Genomic DNA, 24,276 nt, shown 5'->3' on the forward strand with positions numbered 1-24,276 from the left:
TTTACTGCATGTTGAAGATCAGCTGAACTGAAGTGTGTTTACGGATGACAGCCTAAGGTACTTTTGCATATTATGGAGAGCAGATTTTCCCTGACGCCGAAGTGAATGTGATTAAGAAACAGCTAGTTTTCCGGGTAGCATTACTGGCCGCAGTACTGTTGATCAGTTATCTGGTTTTTTCCAAGCCCAGTTATCCGCAGAATATCCCGAATATCGACAAAGTTGGTCATGTTGGTAGCTTCTTCCTGCTGGCGTGGCTAGCTTATCTGGCCTACCGTCCGCGCTGGTACTGGATTGTACTGGAACTCGCGTGTTACGGATTCATTATTGAAGCAGTGCAATACTTTCTGCCTTACCGCAGTTGCGACGTAAAAGATTTTATGGCCGATATGGCAGGGGTCGCTCTATTCTATCTGCTACTTGGAAGCTGGCGCGGTTTGCGTAAGAGGCGACAATCGAGCAACAAGGCATGAGAATAGCGATTTTAGGCGCTGGCGCAATCGGTCAGTTACTCGCGCATCAATTGGCAGATTGCGGAGAGTTTCCGTTATTGCTAGTGCGGCCGGAGCATACACCGTGCCGTGGACAGGACACGTATCATATTGAGTCAGATCAGCAACGCCGCGCGCATACCTTTCAGTGGCTGTCCACCACCGCTGATAACCAGGCATTCAGCGAAATTGAGCTACTGATAGTGACGCTCAAAGCTTATCAAGTTCCAACGGTATTGCCGGAATTACTTCCTAAGCTGCCATTAAGTTGTCATGTGCTGCTGTTGCACAACGGGCTGGGCTCCCACAGTAAAATCATTCCGCTGCTCAATGGTAGAGGTCTTTCGCTCGGTACCACCAGCCAAGGCGCACTCAGGCAAACCCCGCAACAAATACGTCATACCGGTAAAGGATTAACACAATTCGGCCCAATTGCCGGGCCCATGATGTCAGCCCCATTAAAACTCTTATTGTTGAAAGCCATTCCTGACAGTGAGTGGTGTGATGATATTTTGCAGGCGCTGTGGGAAAAACTGGCCGTTAATGCTGCCATTAACCCACTAACGGCGATTGATAACGTGCCAAACGGCACACTAGCAGCGGAGCGCTACCAACAAACCATCAAAATGGTTATTAATGAGCTGGTTAGTATTGCTCACTTGGAAGGGATATCACTTCATTGTGACAAGTTGCTGCTGCGAGTGAACAAGGTTATCGAACTCACCGCCAAGAACTATTCCTCCATGCAGCAAGATCTGCAACATGGTCGCCCGACAGAGATTGATGCCATTAATGGCTACCTCGTGCAATTGGCCCAACAGCATGGAATTGAGGCGCCAATGAACCAGTTGCTGACCCAAAAGATTAAACAGCTATCTCACTTAGCTGATGCGTTGTAACCATTGTCCACATGCCCAAGCAACAAAATTAGCCCAAGCATAACCAAACACTGCAATCAAAACCGCCAAGGGTACCAAAGCTTTATTGTAGGCACTTGCCACCACAGGTGCAGATGCTGCACCACCGAGATTACACTGGCTAGCGATAGCCATGTAACTGAAAGGTAGGCGCAAACGCCAAGTTGCGAACAACATCAGTATTATGTGAATAAATAACCAAACAGCGCCTATCACAAAATACCACGGCAATGATAGCAACATGGCAATATTCATCTTTAACCCCATAATTGCCAACATAAAATACAAACATACGGTACCTATTTTATCAGCGCCATACATCGCAAGTTTTCTCGCAGGGCTAAGTGACAACATCACGCTGCCAGTGGTGATTAACACAATTCTCCATAAAAACGGCAAATGTAGCTGATATTGAGAAGCCCCAGGCCAAAGAGTGGAACACCATGTTGCCAGCCAGCCAGAGCATGCGTGAGCCAAACCACTTAGAACCAAAGGCAGACATATCAATAGCATCAGGTGACGTAAGTCGGGCAAACGTTCTGCCGGAGCGACAGTATTTGTTAATATTGCTGGGGAACGACTGCCCAACCAACGATTAATTTGAGGTTCGTGAGGTGCCAGAAACAATAGCAACGACATCCAAATCCCGGACAACAAGACGTTTACGGTAACAAAAACGCCAAAAATATTGTCGCCTACGTTAAATAACTGTTTGATAGCCATTTGATTAGCGGTACCGCCCACCCAGTTTCCAGCCAACGTTGCCATGCCTCGCCAAAGACTATTGCTGCCATGATCCAGTAACATTGACGGGGAAAAATGAGTGACAAATAGCAATGCCAGTGGCCCACCAATAAACACCCCGAGACTGCCAATCAGAAACAAAAGAAATAACTTACCACCGCTACTAATAACGGCGCGAATATCCAATCCTAAGAGTAAGAGACAAAGGCAGGAGGGCATTAAATAATCGCGCACCAGATAGATCAATTGAGAATTCTCTATCTGGATCAAATGGAAGGTGTTAAGGAGTGACGGCAGAAAATAGCACGCCACCATCACTGGCATAACTTTGTATAACGTAATGAAAAATCGACGCTTGATCCCTGAAGTGTAAAAGATAACACCAAGGATCACGCTAAGAATGCCGAATAGCTGATAATCAGTTGTGATTTTTAACATAACTGGCGAAGATTATCTGAATTATCGACAGCAAACGCCTTAAAATTGCAGCTTACCGGAGATACCTGTCCATCTGCCCGACAAATCATCCAATAATTTCGTTCAAAGTCCCATCCGTCGAGTGACAACTCAACTAAATCACCTCGCGCAAGTTCTGCGTCAATAGCCATATAAGGCAATACGCTGACACCATAACCAGTTGCAGTCGCTCTTTTTATCGCGCCAAGTGTTGTCATGGTAATATTTTGCGAAGGCACGATACCGCAACTGTGTAACAGCTGAATTGCTCGTACACGGGATACAGTGGCAGATTCATCAAGGTACCAAACCTGCTGGGATAATAACTCAGTAGTCATTACCTTATGAGCCAATGGATTAGCTGCACCGCAGACAATACAGATACGATCTTTCAGCCAAAACGCACTCGCAATTGATGGTAAACTTGGCTTGGCATCAACAAACGCAAGATCAACTTCGCGCTCTACTAGCATTCGTTCAACACTATTAGAATCTTTAATCACTAAACGCAGTTGTGTAGATGGAAACCGCTTATGAAATACCGGCAACAACCTTGAAAGCGCGTAGTTACCCGCCGTCTTACAGGCGCCAATGGTCAATGTTCCGCTGACACCAGATGCAGAAGCAGAGAAAACTTGCTCCATTTTCTCTCCCGTTGTCAGCATTTCATTTGCATATGGCAACAACAGTTCACCTTGGCCATTAAGCTGTAAACCACTTCCTGTGCGCTGAAATAAGCGACTCTCTAGTACGCTTTCCAACTCTTTTAATGCCATGCTTACTGCTGGAACCGACATATGCAGTTGCTTGGCGGCTTTTGATATCTGCCCCTCTTGATAAATAGTTTTAAAAACTAGCAACTGCTTTAACGTGACTTTCATGAGTCATTTCCACATTTGTTTGTCGACAGATCCTACCTGTAAATCTGCCGACAAACCTTGATCAATGCGACGAATGCATCTACCCCCTAAAAAACAACACTTTTATAACTTAAAAAAGCTGTTTCAAATAGACAGTAAACTGAGTATCGTCATAGTCTTGATAACCATTCTTGTCAGTAACATTTCCATTGAGATAACTGGCAATAACCCCAATTGTGGTTGCTTTAGAGGCAGAATAATCCAGCCCGCATGAAACCAAATAACTGTTGGTATCTGTAACGCTACTCTTATCTGCTAGGTTACCGGTAATTTTACCTAGTCCCGCTTTGTCATAGAGATACTGTAATTTCAGCTGATATTGATCGAAAGGTAAGGCCGCACTTAACAGGTAGCTGTTACCACTAAGATTTTCATATTTATCTGATTTAGCATGCTGAACCAGCGCTCCCCAATGGATACCTGCCAGCTTGGTCCCACCAACGACACGATAAGCATCTAACTGATTTAAACCATCGGCATAGGCAACTGCCACATAGTAGTTGTCTTTTTTCAAACGACTATCACCGATAGTCGCACTGACCGCATAATTACCTGAGCTACTACTTGTGTTATCGGCAAACTGATAGCTTGACCCAAATTGAATACCAGATAATTTTGGCGAATAATAAGTAACAGAATCACCTAGACGATCATTACCTGAAATCAATTTTGCCATATCTGCTGAAGTAATATTAAATAAATCAACTTTACCTTCAGTCTTTTTAAATACTGTATCATTGCGCCCAAATACAATAGAACCTAAATTCCCCGCCACACCGATATATGTATTTCTTGGTGTAAATAATTCAGAAGTGTCGTAATAACCTTCAGTACCAAATTCTGCGACATAAATAACCTTTAAGTTATCGCTTAATTTTTCATCTCCCTTAAGTCCTAAAAATGATGCGAAATTTTCAAGCTGTGTACCATTTTCTTTGCGATTGGCCAACACTCCATTATCTGAATTAGTTAAACCCAGCCAAGCACGGCCATAAAATTGAGCATCACTGGCAAAAGCACTGCTAACTGGTACAGCAGCGGCAATAAGGCTAAGAGCTAACATTGTTTTTTTCATTATGAACCATTCCCATAATAAGTTATAAAAATCGTAGCAAAGAATAAAAAAATTATGCATAGAAGGAATTGCAACCAGATCACAATTAAGCAGACAAATATAAGCATTAATAATTTCAAAAACATTATTAAATAAAATTTAAATATGAGTTAAAAATTTCTTAAATGGATTTAAATTAAAAATAAATAAAATACGAACAAGATCTAATTCAAATTTTTATCTACAAACAACCTGCACGCTATATAGCAGTGATTATCTACACAATAAAAAGGAACATCATGAAATTTGCAGTATTAAGTGGGTTGATCCTAGCATGCTTGGTCGGTGTCAATAATGCCGAAGCCAATGCAAATGATTTAGCATCCTTTCACAAAGACAAAGGTGATGGGTGTAAAACCTGTCATCAAACTCCTGGAAAAGTTGCTGATGACAGTGAAAACTATATCAATACACAATGTAAGAGCTGTCATGGTGATTATGCAGCTCTGAAAAATCCCAAATTGAAGATTGATCCACACGATTCACATCTTGGTGATATCAATTGTACAAGTTGCCATAAGGGCCATGAGCAGTCCAAAGTTTATTGTAATGAATGCCACTCTTTTGACCTAAAGATTCCATTTAACGATGCCAAGAAAAAAGAAGCCTGGGATGCAAAATGGGATCAACAAAAAATTCAGCAAGCAATAGCCAAAGGACCAGTAGAAAGTACTGACGTAGTCATTATCGGTGCGGGGAGTGCTGGCTATAACGCTGCCATTGCCGCTAAACAAGCGGGCGCCAAGGTCATCCTCGTGGAAAAAGCACCTTTTAGTGGTGGCAACTCGATGTTGGCTGCTGGTGGTATGAATGCCGTTGGGACTCCGCAACAGAAAGCCCACCATGTAGAAGATAAAGTGGAATGGTTTGTTGAAGACACCATGAAAGGAGGCCGCTATGCCAATGATCCTAAATTGGTAGAAATTCTTGCAGAACAATCTGCAGCGGGGGTGAAATGGCTGGAGTCTTTGGGCGTCAACATGGATGACCTTAAACGCTCTGGTGGTGCCCGTGTTGACCGTACACACCGTCCAGCAGATGGCCGCAGTGCAGGCCCAACCATTATACAAGCATTGCGTAAAGCCGCAGACAAATATGGCGTAGAAACTCGTCTGAACTCTCGTGCAGAAAAACTGGTAGTCAACGACGATCACCAGATTGTTGGTGTAGTTGTGCATGGAAAACATAGCGGTTATTACATGCTAAGTGCCAAATCAGTGGTATTAACTACTGGCGGCTACGGCTACAACAAAGAGATGATCGCCTACTACCGACCAACCTTTAAGGGAATGACCAGTTCCAACAACATTACCGCTACCGGTGATGGCATCAATATGGCCAAAGAAATCGGTGCCAGTATGACCGATATTGACTGGATCCAAGCGCACCCAACAATTGGGGTAGATAGCCGTATACTGATCTCGGAAACAGTTCGTGGAGTAGGTGCTATCATGGTCAATGCTAAAGGACAGCGCTTCATCAGTGAATTAGCTACTCGCGACCGTGCTTCCGATGCCATTCTTAAACAACCAGGTAAATTTGCTTGGCTGGTATTTGATAATCAACTGTATAAAAAAGCTAAAATGGTACGCGGTTATGACCATCTCGGCATGCTGAAAACTGCTGATACTATTGATGGTTTGGCAAAGCTAACCGGTATGGACAGCAAGTTGTTGGCTAGCACTATTGGCGACTACAACCAATATCAAAAAACTGGCGATGATAAGGCCTTCCATCGTCAAGATATGCCATTGAATGTCACTCAACCTCCTTATTATGCAGTAAAAGTAGCCCCAGGTATCCATCACACCATGGGGGGAGTTGCCATTGATACAAAAGCAGAAGTACTTGATCTGCAAAGCTGGCCAATCAAAGGGCTATATGCTGCTGGTGAAGTTACCGGTGGTGTACATGGCTACAACCGCTTAGGTGGTAACGCTATCGCCGACACTGTGGTATTTGGCAAAATTGCCGGTGAAAACGCTGCTGCAAACGCTTTGAAGAAATAACGTCCCAATAGGCACTACGGTGCCTGCTCCGCGGTCCGCTTCGGCGGACCGCATCTTAAATCACAAAGGATGACACTATGAAAGGTATTTTTTATCGTTTAGGACCGGTGTTGTTGGCAGCGATACTCAGTCTTGGTAGTTATGCTGCTGAAGCTGCTGTAAAGCTCAAAGTGATCACCTCCGGAGGATTTGCCGGAACGTTAACGGCTATGGAGCCGCAACTAGAAAAAGATACAGGGCTGGACATTGAGATATCTTACGGTTCATCTTCCGGTGGTGCCGTGGACTCAATTCCTGAACGACTCAAACGTGGCGAACAATTTGATGTGTTAATCCTGTCCCGTAGCTCGCTGGATAAACTTACAAATAAGGGCTTTGTTACTCCTGATAGCCGTAAAGATTTAGTTCGTTCACGTATTGGCATGTGTGTTAAGGCAGGAACCGCTATACCCGATATCAGCACTCCAGAAAACTTTATTAAAGTACTGCATGATGCCAAGACTATTGGTTATTCCGCCAGTGCGAGTGGCACATACTTGTCTACCAAACTCTGGCCTAAAATGGGCTTGTGGCAAATGATCGAGCCTAAAAGTACCCGCGTATTAAGTAAACGAGTCGCCAGTTTGGTTGCCGATGGACAACTGGAAATAGGGTTTCAGCAAATTAGTGAGATCTTACCAATCCAAGGTGTCGAACTCGTTGGTCCGATCCCCGATAAATTCCAAAAGGTCACTACATTTTCTTCTGGTGTAACCAAAATCAGCGGGCACCCGCGAGAAGCTGCGGCGTTAATCAGCTACCTTTCTTCTGACACACCTTATGTTATCAACAGCATTCGTCATGCTGGACTTGACCCGGTCGCCATCAAATAGATTAGCTCCACAGCACCAAAATGGCGGCCAAAGCTATCAGTAACAGGCCGCCAATATCCTTCACTTTGACTTTTTCCTTAAGCCAGAAGTAAGAGATAAACATCATAAAAAACACTTCCACCTGACCAAGCGTTTTTACATAAGGTACCGCCGTCAGTGACATCGCACTGAACCAGCCCAGCGATCCCATAAAACTGCTGACGCTAGTGGCAATGGTCAGCTTTGGCCGCTGCCATAGTGCACGCAAGGTTGCGCGATCCGCCAGCCATAACCAAAGTAGCAACAACAAGGTTTGGGTCAGGATCACCAGCAATAACACCCAAGCCGCTCTATGCGGAAAAGGCAAATTTAAATGCAGGCTGGCTTCACGCACCCACAGCGACGTCAGTGCAAAACTGCTGCCACAAGCAATCCCGAGCAACACAGTAGACCACGAAAGACTCCGCAAACCGTTGCCTGCGCTCATCAAGAACACCGCAGCAGCACCAATGAGCACGCCAATCCAACCAAGCAAACTTAAGTGGGTGCCAAAAAGCAGCGTCCCTAAAATTGCCGCCACCAGCGCTTCGCTTTTAGCCAAGCCCGCCCCGACAGCAAAGTTTTTCAGCTTAAACAGCTTCACCATTAGTGCCGTTGCGAGGATCTGCATCAAGGCTGCGCCTAAGATATACAAACCACCCAAACCCCATAACTGCGGCCACGGAGCCGGTTGCCACAGATACAGTAACCCCAAATAAAGTGCTGCCAGTGGGCTGGCGTATAGGAACCGCGCCAATGTCACTCCGGCAACTTTGACATCACGACTCAGCCGGCTTTGAAAAGCATTGCGCCATGCCTGCATAAAAGCAGCCATCAGGGTAAACAGAATCCACATGATTTGATCCGGACAAGAATTTGAAAAAGGCACAAAAATACCCGGCAACTGCCGGGCATTTGAGCATATCACAGGTTAATGCAGCTGGTAGTTATTTACTGGTATCTAACACCGGGAAAGATTTCACTAAATCATCAACCGCCTTCATCTGGCGAAGATAGGCCTCCAGCAAATGCAGTGGCAATGCACACGGACCATCACATTTGGCATTGTCTGGATCAGGATGTGCTTCAATAAACAACCCAGCAAGCCCTAAGGCCATGCCACTGCGCGCCAGTTCTGTCGCTTGTGCACGACGGCCTCCGGCAGAATCAGCACGGCCACCAGGCCGCTGTAAGGCATGTGTAGCATCGAAGATAACGGGGTAGCCAGTCTGCTTCATCTCATCCATGCCCAACATGTCCACCACCAGATTGTTGTAACCAAAGCAGCTACCACGCTCACACAACATGATTTCGTCATTACCCGCTTCGTTGAATTTCTTAATGATGTGGCGCATTTCATGAGGGGCCAGGAATTGTGGCTTTTTCACATTGATAATGGCGCCGGTCTTGGCCATGGCAACCACCAGGTCAGTCTGCCGTGCCAGAAATGCTGGCAATTGAATAATGTCGACCACTTCCGCCACCGGTGCACACTGATAAGGCTCATGCACATCGGTGATCAACGGCAAGTTAAAGGTATCTTTAATCTCCTGAAAGATCTTCAACCCCTCTTCCATACCGGGACCACGATAGGAGTTAATCGAGGAGCGGTTTGCCTTGTCAAAAGACGCCTTAAATACGTAGGGAATCCCCAATTTCTGAGTAATTTCTGCATAGGTTTCTGCAATCTGCAACGCCAGGTCTCTTGATTCCAGCACGTTCATGCCGCCGAACAATACAAAAGGCTTGTCGTTAGCAATCTCAATATTGCCGAGTTTGATGTTTTTAATGGTCATCACCGCATCTCTCTCAATGGCTGCCGTTGCAGCGCTTGAATGTTCATAAATTCTGTTCTCAGTTTGCTACGAACTGCAGCAACTGACCACAAAGCCAAGCCATGTAAGTACCTAACGCATAGCCGAATACCGCCAAAAGCACACCTACCGGTGCCAGTGCCGGATGGAACGCAGCGGCTACTACTGGTGCGGATGCCGCCCCCCCCACATTGGCCTGACTGCCTACCGCCATATAAAACAGTGGAGCGCGAATAAGTTTCGCCACAAACAGCATCAACCCGGCATGGACCAGCATCCAGATAATGCCTAATAAAAAATATTCCGGGGTATCCATTATTTTAGTCACATCCATGTGCAGGCCAATGGTCGCCACCAACACATACAAAAATGCCGAACCCACTTTTGAAGCCCCTGCCGCTTCAAAATGCCGCACTGGTGTAAATGACAAGACTAAGCCTATGGTGGTCACAATGACCACCAGCCAGAAAAACGAAGAGGTCAGGCTGTATTTTTCAGTCCAAGGGTAGTGTTCACTGAAGAAAGGCGCCAGCCAGTCAGCACACATATGGGCAATTCCGGTTACCCCAAAGCCGATGGCGACAATCAGCATCAAATCGCGCAAACTAGGGATTCGCGCATTTTCGGCATGATACTTTTCCACTTTCTGCCGTAAGGCATCAATCGCTCGAGTATCGGCACCGGTTTTGGCATCAATCGTATTCGCGTTGGATGCCAAAAACAGTAACACCGCCATCCAGATATTGGCGACGATCACGTCCACGGTCACCATCACAGAAAAGATATTGCCGCCGACCTCATAGACTTCCTTCATAGCGGCCTGGTTAGCACCACCACCGATCCAGCTTCCAGCTAAGGTCGTCATACCTCGCCAAACCGCATCCGGGCCGTGACCGCCGGTTAATGATGGATCCACTAGTGACATCAGCAGCAGCGCTACCGGGCCACCAATCACAATCCCAAGTGTACCAGTGAGGAACATAACCAACGCTTTTGGACCGAGGCTGAGAATAGCTTTCAGATCCACACTCAGGATCAGCAGCACCAAACATGCAGGGAGCAGATAGCGCGAAGCGACAAAATAGAGTTGGGAACTATGACCGTCGACAATGCCGAAAGTATTCAGCAAAGACGGCAAAAAATAGCAGAGCAGTAACGCAGGGACAAAACGGTAAAACTTTTGCCAGAATGGATGATTACTGCTGTTAGTGTAAAACACAAATCCCAGTATGGCGGCCAAAATTCCCAGCGCCGTTGCGTCGTTGGTAACCAGAGCGGTCGTCATAAGGCAGAGCCTCTCCCTAAGTAATGAACATATTCCGTGTCGATATCATATTGTAAACGGCTCTGTTGCCTTTGGATATCAGTGAAATACCTGAGTTTCTTCGCCCAGTTCCTGCAATTGCATCTTCACTAGTTCCACGATGGGATCATGCGGGTTGTTGTCGATAAAGTATTGAAGATCAGCAGTAGCAACCTGAATCGCCCCAAGTTGCTGAGCAATAAATGCACGCTCGCGATGCAGATTCAAGTCATCTGGATACCAATCAAGCAGTAAACTGCAGCATTCCATCGCGGATTCAAATTTGCGTTCGATGATGCAGCCAGCTTTAAGCTCATGCAACATCCGCGTTAATACCTGTTTAGCAGAAGCAGGCTTCAGATAGTTGTCTTTCATCGGCGCCCAGTTACCTAGCTCACCACGCACCAGCGCATGCAGTTGCTCTCGATTCAATGACTGGCCAGTCAGGGGATCGACATAGTGGATTTCGCCTGCGAGCTGACAGGACATGACTGTGGTACCCGGTAACAAAATCAGCTCAGTTTTCAGATCCAGCTCCTGCCCCAATAACATCAATGCGGTAGCAAGGGTCGTGCTGTTGCCTTGTCGACTTTGCAGGCAACGGCCAAGATCCGCGGCCTCCCGTGAAAAATATTCTGCTTTTTCACAAAAGCCTAAATCCTGATAAAACCACTTCAAAAGCGCCGCATAGCGCAGCTCTTCATCAAAAAGATAGCGACTCAATACGGCACCCGAGAGTTCATACCAAGCCCATTGCACCTGCTTGATTTCACTGAAACCCAGATACTGACACAATTCAAATGCGGTTTCCGGTAAGGAAAGCGCTTTGTCATCCGATGGAAATCTTTGCATTAACCTAAAAATACCGCCTGTTTGATATAAGCCACTTTAGCAGCGAAAACCAGCCATCCCAACGCGCCAAGAAAAGCAAAGATGCGGAACATTTTACCGCGTGAGCTTTTCATCGCCGCCATAGCCAGTATGATGTACGCCACTACTGCGCCCAATTTTTCAGTCATCCAAGCATCAACAAACGGATACTGCTTAATCATAAAACACAGCACTACACCGGAAAGCAGTAACAAGGTATCAATCACATGTGGTGCCACCTTTAACAGCCGTTTATCCATCCATGCAGACTGCCCCAGGTTCAGCACAAAACGGACGCTTAAAAACATCACGCTCAGGCCAATCATCAGCAAGTGAAAGTACTTAATTCCCGAGTAAAAACTGTAAAAATTATCCATTTGTAAACTGCCGATGCCCAAAGAAGGCGTCAGTTTACCCTATGGTTCGCCCGCCTCCAAACCGATTGTCTGATTGCGGAGTCCACATGGGATCAGATGGTGGCTATGTCGCCACTTTTCAAGAGGAAGTGCCGTTAACCCGGCCAGAAACCTAAAGTGCAGCGCTCGTTTGAACCAAAATCCCGCACCGTGGCTACTTGATGATACCCTAGCTCGTTAAGCTTCTCGCGCATGCGTTTGCCCTGAGTAAAACCATGCTCCAACAACAGGTAGCCACCAGGCACGAGATAGTCTCGGGCATATTCTGCAATGTGGAATAATGCGGCAAATCCCTGCTGCCCAGCGGTCAACGCACTGCGCGGTTCAAAGCGCACATCGCCTAACGCCAGATGCTCATCATTTTCTTCAATATAAGGTGGGTTTGACACAATCAGCTGAAATTTACGACCGGCGAGTTCGGCAAACCAATCACTTTTGAGGATTTCGACCTGTGGTAAATTGAGGTTTTCGCGATTGGCTTTTGCCAGTTCGACCGCAGCACCAACGTTATCTACTGCGGTGATCCGCCACTGTCCGCGTTCATGGGCCAACGCTAATGCGATGGCACCAGTCCCCGTCCCCAAATCCAGCACAGCGGCATCGTCTGTCATCGGCAGGTTCAGCGCCGTTTCCACCAGAATTTCAGTATCCGGACGCGGGATCAGTGTCGACTCGTTAACAATGAAAGGTAATGACCAGAATTCCCGCTCGCCAACAATGTGCGCCACAGGTACGCCTTGTGCTCGACGAGCCACCATCTGCTGCAGCTGTTTATACTGCTCTTCGGTAAGCTGGCGCTCAGGCCAGGCGTAGATAAAACTGCGATTTTTACCTAGACAGCGTAGCAATAATGCCTCAGCGTCCACATGGGCAGAGTCTGATGTGGCTGACAGCATAGAGGAAGCCCATTGCAGGGCTTCCGCAATCGTGGTTCGGGTCACAGCTTCAATCCTTATTCTTCGGAGAGCGCGGCCAACTGATCTGCCTGATACTCCTGGATCAATGGATCAATTAACGGATCCAGATCGCCCTCCATCACTTCATTAAGACGGTACAACGTCAAGTTAATTCGATGTTCACTGACGCGTCCCTGAGGGAAATTATAAGTCCGAATACGTTCTGAACGATCACCGCTGCCGACTAATGAACGACGAGTAGATGCCTCTTCACTCGCACGCTTTTCATCTTCCCGCGCTTGCAGTCGCGCCGCCAAAACGCTCATCGCACGCGCTTTATTCTTATGCTGCGAACGTTCGTCCTGACACTCTACGACCAAGCCTGTTGGTAAATGGGTGATACGAATCGCGGAATCGGTTTTGTTTACGTGCTGACCACCCGCACCAGATGAACGGAAAGTATCGATACGTATATCGGCAGGATTGATCTCTACCGCCTGAGCCTCAGGCACTTCGTGCATGACGGCGACGGTACAAGCCGACGTATGCACCCGCCCCTGCGATTCGGTCTCAGGGACACGCTGTACCCGGTGGCCACCAGACTCAAACTTCAGTCGACCATAGACGCCATCCCCAATAACGCGGGCGATCACTTCTTTAAAACCACCGTGTTCGCCTTCGTTAGCGCTGACCACTTCAACTTGCCAGCGCTGAGCTTCAGCGTACCGGCTATACATGCGGAATAAGTCGCCAGCAAACAATGCGGCTTCATCACCGCCGGTGCCCGCACGCACTTCGAGGAAAGCGTTGGTATCGTCATTGGGATCTTTAGGCAGCAGCAGTATTTGCAATTCGCCTTCCAGCTGCTCCAATCTGAGTTTGGCCGCTTTCAGCTCTTCCTGCGCCATTTCCCGCATCTCAGGGTCATCTTCCAGCAACATCTCTTCAGCGGTTTGCAGATCAGCCTGTGCCTGCTGAAAATTGCGGAACCCTTTTACCACATCTTCCAACTGCGAATATTCTTTGGAAAGGGTACGAAACCGGTCCTGATCGCTAATAACGTCTGCTTCACTCAGCAGCGCTTGCACTTCTTCATAACGCTCCTGCAAACCTTCCAGCTTGCGGATAACGGATTCCTTCATTCAGCTATTAACCTTAGTCTTTGTCTAAGCCGAGCGCGGTTCTTAACTGACCAAGTGCATTGAGATCTCCGTGACGACTGGCCACTGTCAGTGCCTGTGTCGGTGCATGGATCAAACGGTTAGTCAGGCGGTTAGCCAGTTCCCGAATCACCTCTTCGGCGTCGGCACCCTGCCCCAACTTATTCATCGCTCTTTCCAACAACTCGTCTTTGATATCCATGCAGTGGGTACGGTATTCACGAATGCTGTCAACGGACCCCAGCGAGCGCACCCACTCCATAAACTGCAGTGACTGCTCCTCGGCGATAAGTTCCGCTTGCTCGGCGGCCTCACGTCGAGAGGCCATATTCTGTTCCACTATGCTTTGCAGATCATCAACCGTGTACAGATAAGCTGCATCCAGATCGGCAACTTCTGCTTCAATATCACGGGGAACCGCAATATCAACCAATAACATAGGTTGATGGCGGCGCTGCTTCAGCGCTTTTTCCACCATGCCTTTACCCAGTATAGGTAACGGACTGGCAGTAGAGGATATCACGATATCGGCTTTAGGGAGAAAATCTGGTATCTGTTCCAAGGTGATGGCTTGTGCACCAAACTCTTCACACATGGCTTCAGCGCGCGACAAGGTACGGTTTGCCACTACCATACTGGCAACGCCATTTTCCTTGAGGTGACGCGCAACCAGTTCAATGGTTTCACCGGCCCCAATCAACAAGGCTTTAGTGGTCGCCAAGGACGAGAAAATATGTTTGGCCATGCTCACCGCAGCAAATGCTACAGATACTGCAGCGGTACCGATTTCGGTTTCCGTACGGACTTTCTTGGCGACAGAGAAGGTGTTCTGGAACAGACGGTCCATGGTCATGGCCACAGTCCCGGATTCTTTCGCTTTAACGAACGCCTGCTTAACTTGCCCCAGGATCTGCGGTTCACCAAGAACTAGGGAATCCAGACCAGATGCGACGCGCATTAAATGCTGTACCGCCTTTTGGCCCTCAAATTCATATAGGCATGGAGCGACTTCTTCATGATTTAAAGAATGGTACTGCTCCAGCCAGGAAACTACCCGAGACACATCCTGAGTATTGCAATACAACTCAGTGCGGTTACACGTTGACACGATCACTGCCTCACCAGAAGCGGTTTGCTGAGCAAGGCTCCTCATGGCTTCATGGATCTTATCCGGGGCAAAGGCTACTTTTTCACGCAGGTCAACAGTGGCAGTTTTGTGGTTAATACCAATTGCTACAAGGCTCATCTGACTCGTTCTGGACTCATGGCGTTTCTTAAGATGCGGCCATTCTACTGAATTGCCCCAACTAAAAACAGAATACGCTTAACAAAACCGAATAAAGGTTTATTAGTGACTAAAGGGTTAATTTTTTCAGACAATTAAAGGCTCAACAGCGGCAACCCGCGCTATAACAGCGATTGCTGATAAAACCGCAATCACACACCAGTTGTGTCTGACGGTAAAGCCCTCGTATCATAGGCCAACATTTATGGCTGATGATTGACGAATATTTTGACCAACATCACAAATCGCATAATCCATCGTTCGACCACATCACTGTGGTTGTGGCTTATATGGGCCATTTTTGTGAGTGGCTGTAGCAGTCTGACTGATAAAAACTGGGTGGCAACCACAGTTGCCAATCCTCAGGACGCCAATGCCTGGGAATTACAGGGCAAACTCGCGGTAATATCACCCGAAGAGAAATTCAGTACCAATCTCTACTGGTTACATACCCCTGAGAGTGATCAACTCAAGCTCACCACCATGTTAGGCACCAGCGTCATGAGTCTTAGCAGCCGCGCGGGATATGCCAAGCTGGAAGTAGACGGCCAAACCTATGAAGGCGACGATCCACAAGCACTATTGAATCGCCTCAGCAATTGGCAATTTCCCTTAACTAAATTGCCCGAGTGGATCCTTGGGATCGTGGCCGATGATTATCAGGTCAGCCGCGATATTAATCATCGACCACTACAACTAACCGACAGCAGTGTATTCCCGCCATGGCGCATTCAATATCAGGGCTGGCAAGCTCAAAGTGGCACCATGGTGCCACGTCTACTGCGCTTAGAACGGGGCGGACTGAAACTGAAAATTCAATTGAATCAATGGCAGGCACTCACCAGTGTGCAGGTGCCAATGGACAACAAACGCTCATGACGCAATCACTTTCGTTAGGCTGGCCGGCCCCAGCCAAACTCAATTTATTCCTGCATATTAATGGTCGCCGGGCAGACGGCTATCACGAATTACAAACCCTATTCCAGTTTCTGGATTATGGCGATCTGCTCGATTTTAAAATCACTAATGATGGCAAAATCACCCTGCATTCCAATCTCAACACCAATATTGCTGATGACGATAATCTGATTGTCAAAGCCGCCAAACTGTTGCAACAACAGTCAGCCAGCAAACTGGGAGCCGAAATCTGGCTCGATAAAAAGTTACCGATGGGCGGCGGTGTGGGTGGCGGCTCATCAGACGCAGCCACAACCCTGGTGGCACTTAATGCGCTGTGGCAAATAGGGTTGGACCAGCCACAACTCGCGGCATTAGGTCTGAACCTTGGTGCGGATGTGCCTATTTTTATTCACGGACATGCAGCTTTCGCTGAAGGCGTGGGTGAAAAACTTGTGGCCGTTGATATTCCGGAACACTGGTATCTGGTGATAGCGCCGGAGGCCCATGTTTCCACTGCGGCAATCTTTCAACACCCGGATCTACCAAGAGATACCGCCAAACTGTCCTGGAATGAATTATTGTCCGCAAACTGGAAAAATGACTGCCAAACACTCGTCAGTAACAACTTTCCGCAAGTTGCCAAGGCCTTGGCGTGGCTGTTAGAATATGCCCCGTCGAGAATGACCGGAACAGGCGCCTGTGTGTTCGGGGAATTCGAAACACAGCAACAAGCGCTGGAGTGTCTGGCGAAAATGCCTAAAACATTCCGCGGATTTGTGGCAAAAGGAACGAATATATCGCCGTTACAGCACCGCTTAAGTCGGTGCTGAACAGTTTCTTCAGGGGCAAAGCTTGTCACTCTGTCCCTCCAGATCACAATAATGCAAACGCCCGAGGTTCATTAAAGTGCCCGACATAAAGCTCTTTGCTGGGAACGCTACCCCCAGTCTTGCTAAAAAGATAGCAGACCGTCTGTTTTGTAAACTTGGAGACGCCACGGTAGGCCGTTTCAGCGATGGAGAAATCAGCGTCCAGATCAACGAAAACGTTCGTGGTGCTGATGTCTTTATCATTCAATCCACCTGTGCACCAACCAACGACAACCTGATGGAACTGGTCGTGATGGTAGATGCGTTGCGCCGAGCTTCTGCCGGTCGTATCACAGCCGTGGTTCCTTATTTCGGATACGCCCGTCAGGATCGTCGTGTTCGTAGCGCCCGTGTGCCTATCACTGCCAAAGTGGTTGCTGATTTTCTGTCTAGCGTTGGTGTGGACCGTGTGCTGACATGCGATTTACACGCCGAACAGATCCAGGGCTTCTTTGACGTTCCCGTGGATAACGTTTTCGGTAGCCCAGTATTGTTGGAAGACATGCTCGACAAGAACCTGGAAACACCGGTTGTTGTTTCACCCGATATCGGCGGTGTAGTGCGTGCCCGTGCCATTGCCAAATTGTTGGATGATACTGATCTGGCTATCATCGACAAGCGCCGTCCGCAGGCCAATGTGGCGCAGGTAATGCACATCATTGGTGACGTTCAGGACCGTGATTGTATTATCGTTGACGACATGATTGATACTGGTGGTACGCTGTGTAAAGCCGCTGAAGCACTGAAACAGCATGGTGCTAATCGCGTGTTTGCCTATGCGACGCACCCAGTGTTCTCAGGTGCTGCGCTGGAAAACATCAAGAATTCCGTGATTGATGAAGTGATTGTGACTGACACTATTCCTCTGCGTCCGGAAATCGCTGCCAGCGGTAAAGTCAAACAGCTGACAATGTCTGGTATTCTTGCTGAAGCGATCCGCCGCGTCAGCAATGAAGAATCCATTTCTGCGATGTTCCATCAGTAAGCACTGCAGACAACAAAAGACGCACCTCCGGGTGCGTTTTTTATTGGCTATCGGTAAGCAGTGTCACTGCATCCGTATTATTGGGCAGCAAAAAGCAAAAAAGCCCGTCGATTAAGACGAGCTTTCTTATTGGCTGGGGTACCAGGATTCGAACCTGGGGATGCCGGAATCAGAATCCGGTGCCTTACCACTTGGCGATACCCCAAAAAGGTCATATATGGCTGGGGTACCAGGATTCGAACCTGGGTATGCCGGGATCAAAACCCGGTGCCTTACCGCTTGGCGATACCCCAAAAAATCGGTCTATGTCACTGCCTACCCTAACAAGCGGGTAGCAACAGTTCAACATTATGGTGGCTATGGCGGGACTTGAACCTGCGACCCCAGCATTATGAGTGCTGTGCTCTAACCAGCTGAGCTACATAGCCACATTGGCTGGGGTACTAGGATTCGAACCTAGGTATGCCGGAATCAGAATCCGGTGCCTTACCGCTTGGCGATACCCCAATCTATATTGCAAAAGTATGGCTGGGGTACCAGGATTCGAACCTGGGAATGCCGGGATCAAAACCCGGTGCCTTACCGCTTGGCGATACCCCAACTGCAAGTTATCTCAAGTTCTCTTTTCTCATATTGAGAAAGGAGAGAATGGTACGGGAGGAGAGACTTGAACTCTCACACCTTGCGGCACCAGAACCTAAATCTGGCGTGTCTACCAATTTCACCACTCCCGCATTGTCTCGTTTAGCATCCGAGAAGGATGGTGGCTATGGCGGGACTTGAACCTGCGACCCCAGCATTATGAGTGCTGTGCTCTAACCAGCTGAGCTACATAGCCACGATAACTTTATGCCCCTCTGCCGAGAGGACGGGGCGTATTATGCTTATTCATACTATACAGGTCAACAGCTTTTTCGGACTGAAGCCCGGCACTACCGCCGTTCGCTTAGAATCTCGCCAAACTGTGCAGCAGATACGCAAATAGCGGCAATCTGCTGCATTTTTATGCGCATCAAACGTTGAACAGGAAATGCATCACATCGCCATCTTGAACGATGTAAGTCTTACCTTCAACACGAAGTTTACCGGCTTCTTTGGCGCCGTTCTCCCCCTTGAATTGCACAAAATCTTCATAGGAAACGACCTGAGCACGAATAAAGCCGCGTTCGAAATCGGTGTGGATTTTACCCGCAGCTTGAGGTGCACTGGCGCCCACCGGAATGGTCCAAGCGCGCACTTCTTTTACGCCCGCAGTGAAATATGTCTGCAGATCCAGCAATTCATAACCGGCACGGATCACACGATCCAGACCCGGTTCATCCAGTCCCATATCGGCCATAAATTCCTGACGGTCTTCGTCGTCCATTTCAGCCAACTCAGACTCAATCGCGGCACATACCGGCACGACCACTGCACGTTCTTTCTCCGCAATGGCACGCACAACGTCCAGATGCGGATTATTTTCAAAGCCATCTTCGGCGACGTTTGCGATATACATGGTCGGTTTTAACGTCAGAAAATTCAGATAAGCCACGGCCTCAATCTCTTCTTTCGAGAGGTCGAGGGTGCGCAGCATATGGCCTTCGTCCAGTACCGGCTTGAGCTTTTCCAGGACTTCTACTTCAAACTTAGCCTCTTTATCACCGCCCTTGGCACGCTTTTGCTGGCGCAGAATGGCGCGCTCACAGCTGTCCAGATCCGCCAGTGCCAGCTCGGTATTGATAACTTCAATATCGGATGCCGGATTGACCTTGTTGGCAACATGCACAATGTTGTCATTCTCAAAGCAACGCACCACGTGACCGATAGCATCAGTTTCACGAATGTTGGCCAGGAATTTATTGCCCAGACCTTCACCTTTTGATGCCCCGGCAACCAAACCGGCAATATCCACAAACTCCATGGTGGTAGGCAACACACGTTCTGGATGCACAATGTCAGCAAGAACCTGTAGACGTGGGTCTGGTACAGGTACCACGCCGGTATTCGGCTCGATGGTACAGAAAGGAAAGTTAGCCGCTTCAATACCGGCCTTGGTTAACGCATTGAACAGAGTCGATTTACCGACATTGGGCAAACCAACGATGCCGCATTTAAAACCCATGATAGTTACCTTATCTCACTGTAATTCCCGGGGGATAACCGCCGGACAGCTGCTGGTATGCCAGCAACCTGATGTCATTGATTCGTTATTCAGCCTTGAACGCGTGCAAGCAGTTCATGGCTTTAGTCATATCGTCTGTATATAGAATATCGGTAGCTCGCAGCGCTTCGTCAATGGCAGCATCAATACGTTGTTGCTCCACCAGCGGTGGTTTGCCAAGTACGTAACCACTTACCTTATTTTTATCTCCCGGATGACCGATACCAATGCGCAGACGATAGAAATTTTTGTCGTTACCAAGACAGGCAATGATATCTTTCAATCCGTTATGCCCGCCATGACCACCACCAAGTTTGAACTTCGCCACACCTGGTGGCATGTCCAGTTCATCGTGTGCCACCATTATTTCATCTGGGGCGATACGAAAAAAGCCTGCCAGTGCGCCAACCGCTTTACCACTCAAGTTCATATAGGTAGTCGGCACTAACAAACGAACATCTCGGCCTTTTACGGTGATCCGTGCTGTCAGTCCAAAATATTTACTGTCCGGCGTTAGACTGGCACCATAATTTCGCGCCAGTTGTTCCACAAACCAAGCACCGGCATTATGTCGAGTCTGGGCATATTCGGCCCCTGGATTACCAAGCCCGACAATCAGTTTAATCGTGGTCATTTTTTCCTGTTTTTATGACTTATCCATCGCGAAAACAATAATGCCGCGATAGAAAACGCGGCATTTTAACACTGCTATTGCGCCCGCAACAAATCGTCTGAACCGTTTCAGGACAAACCGAGTGCGTATTTCAATACTTGATGCTTCACCGGGGTATTAATATCCGCCAACTTCAGACCGAGATTACGTACCAGCTTTAATGGCAGAATGTCGTTACTGAACCCGGCATAAAACAGATCCATCCCGGTCATCATCAGCTGATTGTCATACCAGCGACGACGCTGATAACCGGCCAGCACTGAACTCTGCCACCACGCCCCCGCTTTAGCGCTGAGAGCGGCAGCAATCTCTTCGATCAATACATCAACGTCTTTAAATCCGAGATTAACCCCCTGCCCGGCTAACGGATTAATCGTATGTGCCGCATCACCCAGCAGTACCAAATTATCCCGATAATACTGCTTGGCATGCCTTCGGGTCAGCGGAAAGCTGCCACGGTCGAGCACTTCAAAATCACGATTAAGCCGGGTGGGGAAGTGACTGTCGATCGCCTGCTTCAATTGTTTGGCAGATAACTGAGACAGCCCCTTTATCGTCTGTGCATCGTCATACCAGACTAATGAAGCGTGTTTTCCCGGCAGCGGCAGTAATGACCGCGGCCCTTGCGGCGTAAATTGCTGCCAGGTAATGTCTTGTTCTTCTTCGGCTGTCGCAATATTGATCAACATACAGGCTTGGCTATAGTCCCAGCCAGCGACACCAATACCCGCCCATTGGCGGACTAATGAATTGGCCCCATCCGCCCCGACCAGCAGATGACTATCAAGCACCCGACCATCATCCAGACTCACTTCAATACCGCTACAGGACCGCACCATGCGCGCCACTCGCGCGGGGCAGCAAAGCGTGAGATTGTCGTACTGAGTGAATTGCTGCCACAGAGCCAACTGCACCAACCGATTTTCAACAATATGCCCCAGGTGTGACAGCTTGAGCTGCTCGGCATGAAAGCGGGTAATACACCCTTCCATCTCCCAGGTTTCCAGGCCGCGATAAGCTACTTGCCGCATCTGCAGCAATGCTTCAAGCGCCCCCAGCCGCGCTAATAAATTTTCCGAAGCCAGCGAAATGGCCGACACTCTGACGTCCAACGGTTGCGCTGGCGAATAGGCCTCTGGCTCGGTGGCTTCTACCAGTGCGACGTTTAATCCAAGCTGAGCCAAACCCACTGCGGCTGCGGCCCCCACCATACCGCCACCAATAATGACAATATCTTGTTGCTGATGTTGTTTTGTCACTGTTGCATTCCTGCTGTACTAATTCTTTGTTGCTGTTGTCGTCAAATCCAATATCAATAGCTTTTGGAAAACGAAATAATTCGCAATTTGATTTCAACCCTCGCTCACTTAATGAGTGTCTTACTTATAGCACCTGAGCAGTGTCGTACAGGTTCATCCCATGTACAAACCCAGGAGAACGATATGGCAATCACATCCTTAAGTCGCTTTGCCGCTATAACGCTGATAGCCGCCGGGACACTGCTGCCCCTGCATAGCCAGGCAGAAAATCTACCTGAAAAAATGGAAGTTATCACTGTAACTTATGTCGGTTCAGTGAATTATGCCTTATATCAACAATTCGCGGAAACCATGGGTGAATTCCATTTCGAATTGCTGGCAGATATTCATGACACCGCCAAAAGCAGCTCAAGGCAGATGGCCTCAGAGTTCTTTGATACCCATCAGCCATTAGTTGCTGATAATCAACAGCCTGTGGAAACAACAGCTTATAACAATACCCACGTGTGGGGTTCGAAGTAATTCGGTTTTGCGCCGGCAAACGTTGGCAAGCGGCAACAACTGCAGGTAAAATAGCGCGCTATTTTCCTTAGAGGTACGTGTGAGCGGCGCAAAACTGATGAGTAAGAAACTCCATATCAAAACCTGGGGCTGTCAGATGAATGAGTATGACTCAGCTAAGATGGCCGACCTGTTAAACGAATTTCAGGGCTATACCCTGACAGAAGAAGCAGAAGACGCCGATGTGTTGCTGCTAAATACTTGTTCGATTCGTGAAAAGGCGCAGGAGAAGGTATTCCATCAGCTGGGGCGCTGGAAAGGCCTTAAGGATAAAAATCCGAGCTTAATCATCGGTGTAGGTGGCTGTGTCGCGTCGCAAGAAGGCAAAGCCATCAAAGACCGAGCGCCATGCGTTGATATTGTGTTTGGCCCACAAACCCTGCATCGCCTGCCGGAAATGATCAATGAAGTTCGCGGTGGTAGCCATGCCGTGATTGATGTCAGCTTCCCGGAAATCGAAAAATTTGACCGTCTGCCGGAACCGCGTGCCGAAGGTCCCACCGCATTTGTCTCCATTATGGAAGGTTGCAGCAAGTACTGCTCTTTCTGTGTAGTGCCTTATACCCGTGGCGAAGAAGTCAGTCGACCAATGGACGATGTTATCCTGGAAGTTGCCCAGTTGGCACAGCAAGGAGTACGCGAAGTCAATTTATTGGGACAAAACGTTAACGCCTATCGCGGTGCTAAATTTGATGGTGACATCTGCTCTTTTGCCGAACTGCTGCGCTATGTTGCCGCCATTGATGGCATTGATCGCATCCGCTTCACGACTAGTCACCCGATTGAATTTACGCAGGACATCATTGATGTCTATGAAGACACGCCGGAACTGGTGAGCTTTCTGCATCTGCCAGTTCAGTCAGGCTCAGACCGCATTCTGACGTTAATGAAGCGCGGGCATATGGCGATTGAATACAAATCCATTATCCGCCGTCTGCGTAAAGCTCGGCCAGAGATCCAAATCAGCTCCGACTTCATTGTGGGCTTCCCGGGTGAAACCGCGGAAGATTTTGAAGACACCATGAAGCTGATTGAAGAAGTGAATTTCGACCATAGTTTCAGCTTTATTTACAGTGCCCGTCCCGGTACACCAGCCGCAGACTTGCCAGACGACGTCGATCTGGAAGAGAAGAAACAACGCCTGGCGAGACTGCAGGACACTATCACCCATCAGGCCATGCGTTACAGCCGTCAGATGTTAGGCACAGTGCAGCGTATATTAGTCGAAGGTCCATCAGTTAAGAATCCGATGGAACTGCGTGGCCGTACAGAAAACAACCGCGTAGTAAATTTTGAGGGGCAGCCACAACATATTGGCACCTTTGTCGATGTGGAGATCACTGACGTGTACCCTAATTCGCTGCGCGGTAAGTTAATTCGTGGTGAAGATCAGATGGATTTACGCCGTAATCTGCGCCCAGTAGATATTCTGGCCAAACACCAGAGTGAAGACGAACTTGGGGTAAAACGCTACCAACCATAACATTAACAAAAAGGCGGCCACGGTCGCCTTTTAGCTTGCTGGCACATGACATTTTTCTCATGGCATTTCACCAGTGAGGCTCGTAAACTGAAACATATAGCGAAACATATTATCGGAG

Annotated in this window: 23 protein-coding genes and 7 tRNA genes; 9 read left to right on the forward strand and 21 right to left on the reverse strand. The window is 48.2% G+C overall.

What is annotated here, in order from left to right; translation table 11 throughout:
• Positions 1–107: 107 nt before the first annotated feature.
• Both KDN34_RS12370 and KDN34_RS12375 read left to right on the forward strand, forming a co-directional pair.
• Positions 108–473, forward strand: a complete 366-nt coding sequence (locus KDN34_RS12370; RefSeq protein ID WP_212594067.1) for a VanZ family protein — start codon at positions 108–110, stop codon at positions 471–473.
• Positions 470–1,390, forward strand: coding sequence for a ketopantoate reductase family protein (locus KDN34_RS12375; RefSeq protein ID WP_212594068.1), 921 nt, complete (start codon positions 470–472; stop codon positions 1,388–1,390). Before KDN34_RS12370 ends, KDN34_RS12375 begins: the two co-directional genes overlap by 4 nt.
• Here the strand turns inward: KDN34_RS12375 and KDN34_RS12380 are convergent.
• The 3 genes from KDN34_RS12380 to KDN34_RS12390 form a co-directional block, all read right to left on the reverse strand.
• Positions 1,373–2,590 carry a DUF819 family protein gene (locus KDN34_RS12380; RefSeq protein WP_212594069.1) on the reverse strand — a complete coding sequence of 406 codons (1,218 nt, stop codon included), beginning with the start codon at positions 2,588–2,590 and terminating at the stop codon, positions 1,373–1,375. The two genes, KDN34_RS12375 and KDN34_RS12380, sit on opposite strands and share 18 nt — an antisense overlap.
• On the reverse strand, positions 2,584–3,489 hold the full coding sequence (locus tag KDN34_RS12385) for a LysR family transcriptional regulator (protein WP_212594070.1): 906 nt from the start codon (positions 3,487–3,489) through the stop codon (positions 2,584–2,586). Before KDN34_RS12385 ends, KDN34_RS12380 begins: the two co-directional genes overlap by 7 nt.
• 109 nt (positions 3,490–3,598) lie before the next feature.
• A complete protein-coding gene (locus KDN34_RS12390; protein WP_212594071.1) occupies positions 3,599–4,603 on the reverse strand; it encodes a porin in 1,005 nt (334 codons plus the stop codon).
• A 278-nt stretch (positions 4,604–4,881) separates the two neighbouring features.
• On the opposite strand from KDN34_RS12390, the gene KDN34_RS12395 reads away from it, so the two are divergent.
• A complete protein-coding gene (locus KDN34_RS12395; RefSeq protein ID WP_212594072.1) occupies positions 4,882–6,651 on the forward strand; it encodes a flavocytochrome c in 1,770 nt (589 codons plus the stop codon).
• Between the two features lie 77 nt (positions 6,652–6,728).
• Complete coding sequence (locus KDN34_RS12400) at positions 6,729–7,523, forward strand: molybdate ABC transporter substrate-binding protein (protein ID WP_212594073.1); 795 nt, start codon at positions 6,729–6,731, stop codon at positions 7,521–7,523.
• Between the two features lies 1 nt (position 7,524).
• On the opposite strand, the gene KDN34_RS12405 is transcribed toward KDN34_RS12400, so the two are convergent.
• From KDN34_RS12405 to hemA, 8 genes are all read right to left on the reverse strand, one after another.
• A complete protein-coding gene (locus KDN34_RS12405) occupies positions 7,525–8,397 on the reverse strand; it encodes a DMT family transporter (RefSeq protein ID WP_212594074.1) in 873 nt (290 codons plus the stop codon).
• Between the two features lie 91 nt (positions 8,398–8,488).
• Positions 8,489–9,337, reverse strand: coding sequence for a 3-deoxy-8-phosphooctulonate synthase (gene kdsA, locus KDN34_RS12410; RefSeq protein ID WP_212596646.1), 849 nt, complete (start codon positions 9,335–9,337; stop codon positions 8,489–8,491).
• A 58-nt stretch (positions 9,338–9,395) separates the two neighbouring features.
• Complete coding sequence (locus KDN34_RS12415; RefSeq protein ID WP_212594075.1) at positions 9,396–10,640, reverse strand: DUF819 family protein; 1,245 nt, start codon at positions 10,638–10,640, stop codon at positions 9,396–9,398.
• A gap of 78 nt (positions 10,641–10,718) precedes the next feature.
• A complete protein-coding gene (locus KDN34_RS12420; protein WP_212594076.1) occupies positions 10,719–11,510 on the reverse strand; it encodes a transglutaminase family protein in 792 nt (263 codons plus the stop codon).
• Positions 11,510–11,905, reverse strand: coding sequence for a SirB2 family protein (locus KDN34_RS12425; RefSeq protein WP_212594077.1), 396 nt, complete (start codon positions 11,903–11,905; stop codon positions 11,510–11,512). Before KDN34_RS12425 ends, KDN34_RS12420 begins: the two co-directional genes overlap by 1 nt.
• Positions 11,906–12,039: 134 nt before the next feature.
• Positions 12,040–12,885, reverse strand: a complete 846-nt coding sequence (gene prmC / locus KDN34_RS12430; RefSeq protein WP_267459528.1) for a peptide chain release factor N(5)-glutamine methyltransferase — start codon at positions 12,883–12,885, stop codon at positions 12,040–12,042.
• A gap of 11 nt (positions 12,886–12,896) precedes the next feature.
• On the reverse strand, positions 12,897–13,982 hold the full coding sequence (gene prfA / locus KDN34_RS12435; protein WP_212594078.1) for a peptide chain release factor 1: 1,086 nt from the start codon (positions 13,980–13,982) through the stop codon (positions 12,897–12,899).
• 13 nt (positions 13,983–13,995) lie between these two features.
• Positions 13,996–15,246, reverse strand: a complete 1,251-nt coding sequence (hemA, locus tag KDN34_RS12440; RefSeq protein WP_212594079.1) for a glutamyl-tRNA reductase — start codon at positions 15,244–15,246, stop codon at positions 13,996–13,998.
• A 342-nt stretch (positions 15,247–15,588) separates the two neighbouring features.
• Here hemA and lolB point away from each other — a divergent pair, with 342 nt between their 5' ends.
• From lolB to KDN34_RS12455, 3 genes are all read left to right on the forward strand, one after another.
• Positions 15,589–16,164: a lipoprotein insertase outer membrane protein LolB gene (gene lolB / locus KDN34_RS12445; protein ID WP_228730334.1), complete on the forward strand. Its 576-nt coding sequence runs from the start codon at positions 15,589–15,591 to the stop codon at positions 16,162–16,164.
• Positions 16,161–17,015: a 4-(cytidine 5'-diphospho)-2-C-methyl-D-erythritol kinase gene (ispE, locus tag KDN34_RS12450; RefSeq protein ID WP_212594080.1), complete on the forward strand. Its 855-nt coding sequence runs from the start codon at positions 16,161–16,163 to the stop codon at positions 17,013–17,015. The genes lolB and ispE overlap by 4 nt, the downstream gene beginning before the upstream one ends.
• Positions 17,016–17,091: 76 nt before the next feature.
• Positions 17,092–18,039 (forward strand): ribose-phosphate pyrophosphokinase, encoded by a 948-nt coding sequence (locus KDN34_RS12455; RefSeq protein ID WP_212594081.1) that lies wholly within the window; start codon positions 17,092–17,094, stop codon positions 18,037–18,039.
• A gap of 130 nt (positions 18,040–18,169) precedes the next feature.
• On the opposite strand, the gene KDN34_RS12460 is transcribed toward KDN34_RS12455, so the two are convergent.
• The 10 genes from KDN34_RS12460 to KDN34_RS12505 form a co-directional block, all read right to left on the reverse strand.
• Positions 18,170–18,244: transfer RNA gene (locus KDN34_RS12460), tRNA-Gln, on the reverse strand.
• Positions 18,245–18,257: 13 nt separating this feature from the next.
• Positions 18,258–18,332 (reverse strand) — tRNA-Gln (locus KDN34_RS12465).
• 58 nt (positions 18,333–18,390) lie between these two features.
• Positions 18,391–18,467, reverse strand: a tRNA-Met gene (locus KDN34_RS12470).
• Positions 18,468–18,471: 4 nt separating this feature from the next.
• Positions 18,472–18,546, reverse strand: a tRNA-Gln gene (locus KDN34_RS12475).
• An 18-nt stretch (positions 18,547–18,564) separates the two neighbouring features.
• Positions 18,565–18,639: transfer RNA gene (locus KDN34_RS12480), tRNA-Gln, on the reverse strand.
• Positions 18,640–18,688: 49 nt separating this feature from the next.
• Positions 18,689–18,773 (reverse strand) — tRNA-Leu (locus KDN34_RS12485).
• Between the two features lie 27 nt (positions 18,774–18,800).
• Positions 18,801–18,877 (reverse strand) — tRNA-Met (locus KDN34_RS12490).
• 174 nt (positions 18,878–19,051) lie between these two features.
• Positions 19,052–20,143, reverse strand: coding sequence for a redox-regulated ATPase YchF (gene ychF / locus KDN34_RS12495; RefSeq protein WP_212594082.1), 1,092 nt, complete (start codon positions 20,141–20,143; stop codon positions 19,052–19,054).
• A gap of 85 nt (positions 20,144–20,228) precedes the next feature.
• Positions 20,229–20,816 carry an aminoacyl-tRNA hydrolase gene (pth, locus tag KDN34_RS12500; protein ID WP_212594083.1) on the reverse strand — a complete coding sequence of 196 codons (588 nt, stop codon included), beginning with the start codon at positions 20,814–20,816 and terminating at the stop codon, positions 20,229–20,231.
• Between the two features lie 107 nt (positions 20,817–20,923).
• Positions 20,924–22,114, reverse strand: coding sequence for an FAD-dependent oxidoreductase (locus KDN34_RS12505; protein WP_228730335.1), 1,191 nt, complete (start codon positions 22,112–22,114; stop codon positions 20,924–20,926).
• A 183-nt stretch (positions 22,115–22,297) separates the two neighbouring features.
• On the opposite strand from KDN34_RS12505, the gene KDN34_RS12510 reads away from it, so the two are divergent.
• Together KDN34_RS12510 and miaB are read left to right on the forward strand one after the other, a co-directional pair.
• Positions 22,298–22,636 carry a hypothetical protein gene (locus KDN34_RS12510; protein ID WP_212594084.1) on the forward strand — a complete coding sequence of 113 codons (339 nt, stop codon included), beginning with the start codon at positions 22,298–22,300 and terminating at the stop codon, positions 22,634–22,636.
• A gap of 97 nt (positions 22,637–22,733) precedes the next feature.
• Positions 22,734–24,158, forward strand: a complete 1,425-nt coding sequence (gene miaB / locus KDN34_RS12515) for a tRNA (N6-isopentenyl adenosine(37)-C2)-methylthiotransferase MiaB (RefSeq protein WP_212594085.1) — start codon at positions 22,734–22,736, stop codon at positions 24,156–24,158.
• Positions 24,159–24,276 lie beyond the last annotated feature (118 nt).

The organism is Shewanella yunxiaonensis (genome assembly GCF_018223345.1).
Lineage (GTDB): Bacteria > Pseudomonadota > Gammaproteobacteria > Enterobacterales > Shewanellaceae > Shewanella > Shewanella yunxiaonensis.